The sequence below is a fragment of the Histidinibacterium lentulum genome (genome assembly GCF_003789055.1).
Taxonomy (GTDB): domain Bacteria; phylum Pseudomonadota; class Alphaproteobacteria; order Rhodobacterales; family Rhodobacteraceae; genus Oceanicola; species Oceanicola lentulus.
Genome location: NZ_ML119099.1, coordinates 1 through 5,467, shown reverse-complemented (window position 1 = coordinate 5,467; position 5,467 = coordinate 1). Strand labels below are relative to the sequence as shown.

Here is a 5,467-nt window from a genome sequence, read left to right as displayed (position 1 = left end):
ACAGCATCATGTCTTTTGGGTTTTCGATGAGGGATTTGATGTGTGTTGCGAGGTTTGCGGCGAGGGCTCCGTTGATGGCTCTGTGGTCGTAGGAGAGGGAGAGGGGGAGCATTCGGGCGGGTTCCCATGTCTCGCCGGTCCAGAGGGGGTCCGTCCGGGTTGCCGAGAGGCCGAGGATGGCGAGTTCCGGCGGGTTGACGAGGGGGGTGAAGGCGGTGCCGCCGGTCTTGCCGAGCGACGAGATGGTGATGGAGGCGCCGCCCTGGTCCCCGGGTCCGAGCTTGCGGTCGCGGGCGCGGGCGGCGAGGGTCTCGATGTCGGCGGCGATGTCCCAGAGGCCCTTCTGGTCCGCGTTCCGGATGACGGGGACCATGAGGCCGTGGGGGGTGTCCACGGCGATGGCGATGTGGATGTAGTCCTTCAGGATCAGGCTCTGGCCGTCGGGGGAGAGGGAGGCGTTCACGCGGGGGTATGCGGCGAGGGCGCGGGCGAGCGCGAGGACATGGAAGGCCAGCGGCGTGAGCCTGAGGCCGCGGGCCCTGGCCTCGGGGGCGGCGCGGGCGCGCAGCTCCTCGAGCGCGTCGACGCGGGCGCGGTCGTGGTGGGTGACCTGGGGGATCGTGGCATTGGCGGCGCCGAGGTTCAGGGCGGCGGCCCGGTCGATGCGCGAGAGGGGCTCGGTCCGGACGGGGCCATGGGCGGCGTGGTCGACGTCCCAGAAGGCGGCATGGGCGGGGGCGGCCTGCGGCGCGGCGGCGGGGGCTTCGGCGGCGGCGCCGTCGGCGAGGTCGTCGGCGGTGAAGGCGCTGCGGCCGGTCCTGCGGGCGAGGGCCTCGAGGTCGATCCCCATCTCGGCGGCGCGCTTGCGGACGGAGGGGGCGGCGGCGATCTCGGTCATGGGGTCACTCCGGTGGTCATCTGGTCAGGGGCGGATGGGGTGCGCCGGGCTGAAGCCCGGCCTGCGGGTGGGGGCGACACAGTCATTCGAGGGTTGCGTGGGCGACCAGCCCGCGCCGCGGCCGCCCCTCCCCGGGGGCGGGCGCATGGGTGACGTCCCGCGCAGAACGGATGTTCGGCGGGACGACGCGATAAAGTGCCCCGCTCGGGCGTTTCGAGGCGCCCACCCAGGGGCGTCCACGTCGCGGGCCGGTCGCTGTCGGGCCGGGGCAGGTGGGTTCAAGACCCACCCTGCACGGGACGCCCCTGGCCTGCCCTGGTCCATCCCGCCTCACCATTCCGTCGAGATGTATTGCGTTTCCATGAACTCGAGCATGCCCTCGGTGCCGCCCTCGCGGCCGAGGCCGGACTGCTTGGTGCCGCCGAAGGGGGCGGCGGGGTCCGACACGAGGCCGCGGTTGAGGCCGACCATGCCGTAGTCGAGCGCCTCGCAGACGCGCAGACCCCGCCTGATGTCGGCGGTGAAGACATAGGCGACGAGGCCGTATTCCGTGTCGTTGGCCCGGGCGATGACATCGGCCTCGTCCGAGAAGCGCTGGATCGCGGCGACGGGGCCGAAGATCTCGTCGCGCACGCAGTCGGCGGTCTCGGGCACGTCCGCGAGCACGGTGGGCGGATAGTGGAAGCCCTTGCCCTCGGGGGCCTTTCCGCCGCAGACGAGGCGCGCGCCCTTCTCCAGCGCGTCGGCGACGAAGCCCGCGACCTTGTCGCGGGTCGAGGCGTTGACGAGCGGGCCCACGTCCACCCCCTCCTCGAGCCCGTTGCCGACCTTCAGGCCCGTCATGCGGGCGGCGAAGGCCTCGACGAAGGCGTCGTGGATCGCCTCGTGGACATAGAAGCGGTTGGCCGCGGTGCAGGCCTCGCCGAGGTTGCGCATCTTCGCGAGAAGCGCGCCCTCGACCGCCGTGTCCAGATCGGCGTCCTCGAAGACGATGAGGGGCGCATTGCCGCCCAGTTCCATGGCGGGGGTGAGCACCTGGTCGGCGGCCGACTTCAGGAGCGTGCGGCCCACCCCGGTGGAGCCGGTGAAGGAGACGACGCGCACCCGCGGATCGTGGAGGAGATGATCGACGAGCGCCCCGGTGCGGCGCGAGGGCAGCACGTTGACGAGGCCCGGGGGCACGCCGGCCTCCTCGAGGATGGGCATGAGCGCCAGCATGGTGAGCGGCGTCTCGGAGGCGGGCTTGATGATGACGCCGCAGCCCGCGGCGAGCGCGGGGGCGATCTTCCGGGTGCCCATGGCGGCGGGGTAGTTCCAGGGCGTGACGAGCACGGCGAGGCCCGCGGGCTTGTGCTGGACGAGGATGCGCGCGCCCGAGGCGGGGCCGCGGCCGAGATGGCCGGGGACGCGCACGGCTTCCTCGGCGAACCAGCGGAAGAACTCGGCGGCATAGGCGGCCTCGCCGCGCGCGTCGGTGCCGGCCTTGCCGTTCTCGAGGGTGATGAGGCGGGCGATGTCGTCGAGCCTCTCGGTCATCAGGTGATACGCCCGGCGCAGCACCTCCGAGCGGTGGCGCGGGGTCTTCGCCGCCCAGTCGGCCATGGCGGCCTCGGCGGCGTCGAGGGCGGCGTCGGCATCGTCGAGCGTGGCGGAGGCGACGGAGGCCAGCGTGGTCTCGTCATGGGGGTTCATCACGTCGAAGCGGGCGCCGTCGGCGGCGGGCCGCCACTGGCCGCCGATCCAGAGGTCGGACTGCAGCGCGTCGAAGCGGATATCGGCCTTGGTCATGGGGTGTCTCCCGGGCTGGGGGTGAAGGCTGGGGCGCGGGCGCGGAGGCCGGGCGCCGGGGCGAGGGGATCGGGGGTCATGGGGCGGAACGTGCGCGGGGTGGGGCGGGGTCCCGGGGCGAGGGACAGTTCCGCTTCGGGTGCGCGGGCGACCAGCCCGCGCCGCGGCCGCCCCTCCCCGGGGGCGGTCGCATGGGGAGGACCCTTGCAGACCGGATGTGCGGCGGGGTGGCGGGATAAAGTGCCTCGCCCGGGCGTATCGAGGCGCCCGCCCAGGAGCGGCCGCGGCGCGGGCTGGTCGTGCGGGGTGGGTGCCGGGCTCAAGCCCGGCCTACGGCCCGGCCAGAGGTCCGGCCTGCGTCCGGACGCCGTGCGCCCGCCCGCGGGAGGCGGGGGCGTGTCGGGCGCGGGGGCAGGGCGTCCCATGGGCGGGGTCCTCGTCAGAACAGGTGGCGCAGCGGGTCCTCGAGCCGGCCGGCGAGGCCGTCGAGGAGCCGGGCCGCGGCGAGGGGCGCCAGCGCGCCGGGGGCGGCCTCGAGGGTCAGGGTGAGGCCCGCGGGGCCGCGGGTCAAGGTCAGCACCGGGGCGGGTTCGGGCCCGGCGGCGATCTCGGTAAGGCGGCTGGCGGTGAGATCGCGCAGGACGAGGCTCGGCGTGGCGTCCTCCCCGGCGGCGGTCACCGCGGTGAGCCGGCGCGAGGGCACGTGCCAGAGGCTGCGGGCGTGCAGCGTCTCCACGGCCACCGTGGCGGGCAGGCCGAGGGCGGCCCCGGCGAGGCCCGCGAGCACCGCTTCGGGGGCGAGATCCGCGCGCTCGGCGGCCCAGGCGAGGGTCCCGGCGAGGCTGTCTTCGGAGAGGGTCGCCACGAGGCGCAGGCCGGCTGTGGCAGGGGCCGGGGCTGCGGCGGGGGCCGTGGCGGCCTCGGCGGCCAGTGCGCGCAGCCGCTCGAGATCGCGGACATGCCAGGGCTCGGGCACGCCGGCCTGGCGCAGGAGCGCGAGGTCGAGGCCTTCCTCGTGCGCGAGGCGGCGCAGCTTCGGCGAGGCGAGCAGCCGGCCACCCGTCTCCGGCGCGGGCGCGGGGGGGCTGACGGGCCTGGCGCGCTCCTCCGCCCTTGCGGGCGGCGTCGCGGGGGCGGGCTCCTCCGCCTTCGCAGGCGGCGTCGCGGGCGCGGGCGCCGCGCCCTCGGCGCGGGTGCGGGTGACCGGGGCCTCCGGCGCGGTCTCGGTCAGGATCGCGATGACCTCGCCCGTGGGGACCTCCTCGCCCGCCGCGGCGAGCGTGGCGGCAAGGTACCCCGCGGCCTCCGCGGGCACCTCCATCACCGACTTGTCGGTCTCGACCTCGAAGAGCGTGTCCCCGGCCTCGACCCGGGCGCCGGGCTCCACGCTCCAGGCCACGAGGAGGCCCGCGTCCTGGGCCATGCCGAGCACCGGCATGATCACCGCGCGGCCCTCGGGCAGGGCGGGGGTGTCCGGGGCGGGGGCGGGGGCCTCTGCCCCGGCATCAGGGGCGGGGGCGCTCGCCTGCGCCTCTGCCGCGCCGCTCTCCCCGGGGCTGTCGGCGATGCGCGCGATGACCCGGCCCACGGGCACGTCCGAGCCTTCCTCGGCGGCCACGTCCACGAGCCAGCCTTCGCCCTGGGCCTCGACCTCCATCACCGACTTGTCGGTCTCCACCTCGAAGAGCACGTCGCCCGCCGCGACCCTGTCGCCGGGCTTCTTCTTCCAGGCCACGAGATGGCCCGTGTCCTGGGCCATCCCGAGCGCCGGCATGATCACGTCAAGCGGCATCCATGGCCTCCCCCCGGCAGAGCCGGCGCGCGGCCTCGGCGACCGTCCCGGGCGTCGGCACGGTCAGGTCCTCGAGCGCGGGGGAGAACGGCACCGGCACGTCCATCGCCCCCATCCGCAGCACCGGCGCGTCGAGATGGTAGAAGGCCTTCTCCGTGAGGCGGCTCGCGATCTCGCCGGTGATGCCGTAGTTGCGGTGGCCCTCGTCGATGACGATGGCGCGGGAGGTCTTCCTGACCGACGATATCAGCGTGGCCTCGTCGAGCGGCACGATGGTGCGCGGGTCGATCACCTCGGCGGAGATGCCCTCCGCGGCGAGGGTCTCGGCGGCGGCCAGGGCCACCTGCACCATCGACGAGGTGGCGATCAGCGTGATGTCGCGGCCCTCGCGCTTGATGCAGGCCTCGCCGAAGGGGATCAGGTACTCCTCCTCGGGGACCTCCGCCTTGTCCTGGTACATGAGCTTGTCCTCGAAGATCACCACCGGGTTGTCGTCCCGGATCGCGGTCTTCATCAGGCCCTTGGCCTCATAGGCCGAGGAGGGCAGCGCCACCTTCAGGCCGGGGATATGCGCCACGAGGGCATGGAGCGACTGGCTGTGCTGCGCCGCCGACCGCCGGGTGGCCCCGAGATTGGTCCGGAGCACCATGGGCACCGTGAGCTTGCCGCCCGACATGTAATGGGTCTTCGCCGCCTGGTTGCAGAGCTGGTCCATGACGAGATAGAGGAAATCGCCGAACATCAGGTCCACCACGGGCCGCGCGCCGGTCATGGCCGCACCCACGGCCATCCCCACGAAGCCCGGCTCGGAGATCGGCGTGTCGATGACGCGGTCGGTGCCGAACTCCTCCACGAGCCCTGCGAGCACCTTGAAGGGCGTGCCCGCCTCGGCCACGTCCTCGCCGATGATGAAGACGGTCGGGTCGCGCCGCATCTCCTCGGCGAGCGCCTCGTTGACGGCTTTCGAGAGCGTGATCTGGCGGGTCATC

At 74.1% G+C, this 5,467-nt stretch carries 4 protein-coding genes; all 4 read right to left on the bottom strand.

What is annotated here, in order from left to right; genetic code table 11:
- Positions 1-898, bottom strand: an 898-nt coding sequence (locus EAT49_RS20895; protein ID WP_123644210.1) for a 2-oxo acid dehydrogenase subunit E2, incomplete at its 3' end; no start/stop codon positions are given.
- A gap of 330 nt (positions 899-1,228) precedes the next feature.
- The gene (locus tag EAT49_RS20890) at positions 1,229-2,686 is read right to left on the bottom strand and encodes an NAD-dependent succinate-semialdehyde dehydrogenase (protein WP_123644209.1); all 1,458 of its coding nucleotides are present in this window, start codon (positions 2,684-2,686) and stop codon (positions 1,229-1,231) included.
- A 439-nt stretch (positions 2,687-3,125) separates the two neighbouring features.
- Entirely contained in the window at positions 3,126-4,478 is a 1,353-nt protein-coding gene (locus EAT49_RS20885) for a biotin/lipoyl-containing protein (protein WP_123644208.1), read from the bottom strand.
- A complete protein-coding gene (locus EAT49_RS20880) occupies positions 4,468-5,466 on the bottom strand; it encodes an alpha-ketoacid dehydrogenase subunit beta (protein WP_123644207.1) in 999 nt (332 codons plus the stop codon). Before EAT49_RS20880 ends, EAT49_RS20885 begins: the two co-directional genes overlap by 11 nt.
- Position 5,467 lies beyond the last annotated feature (1 nt).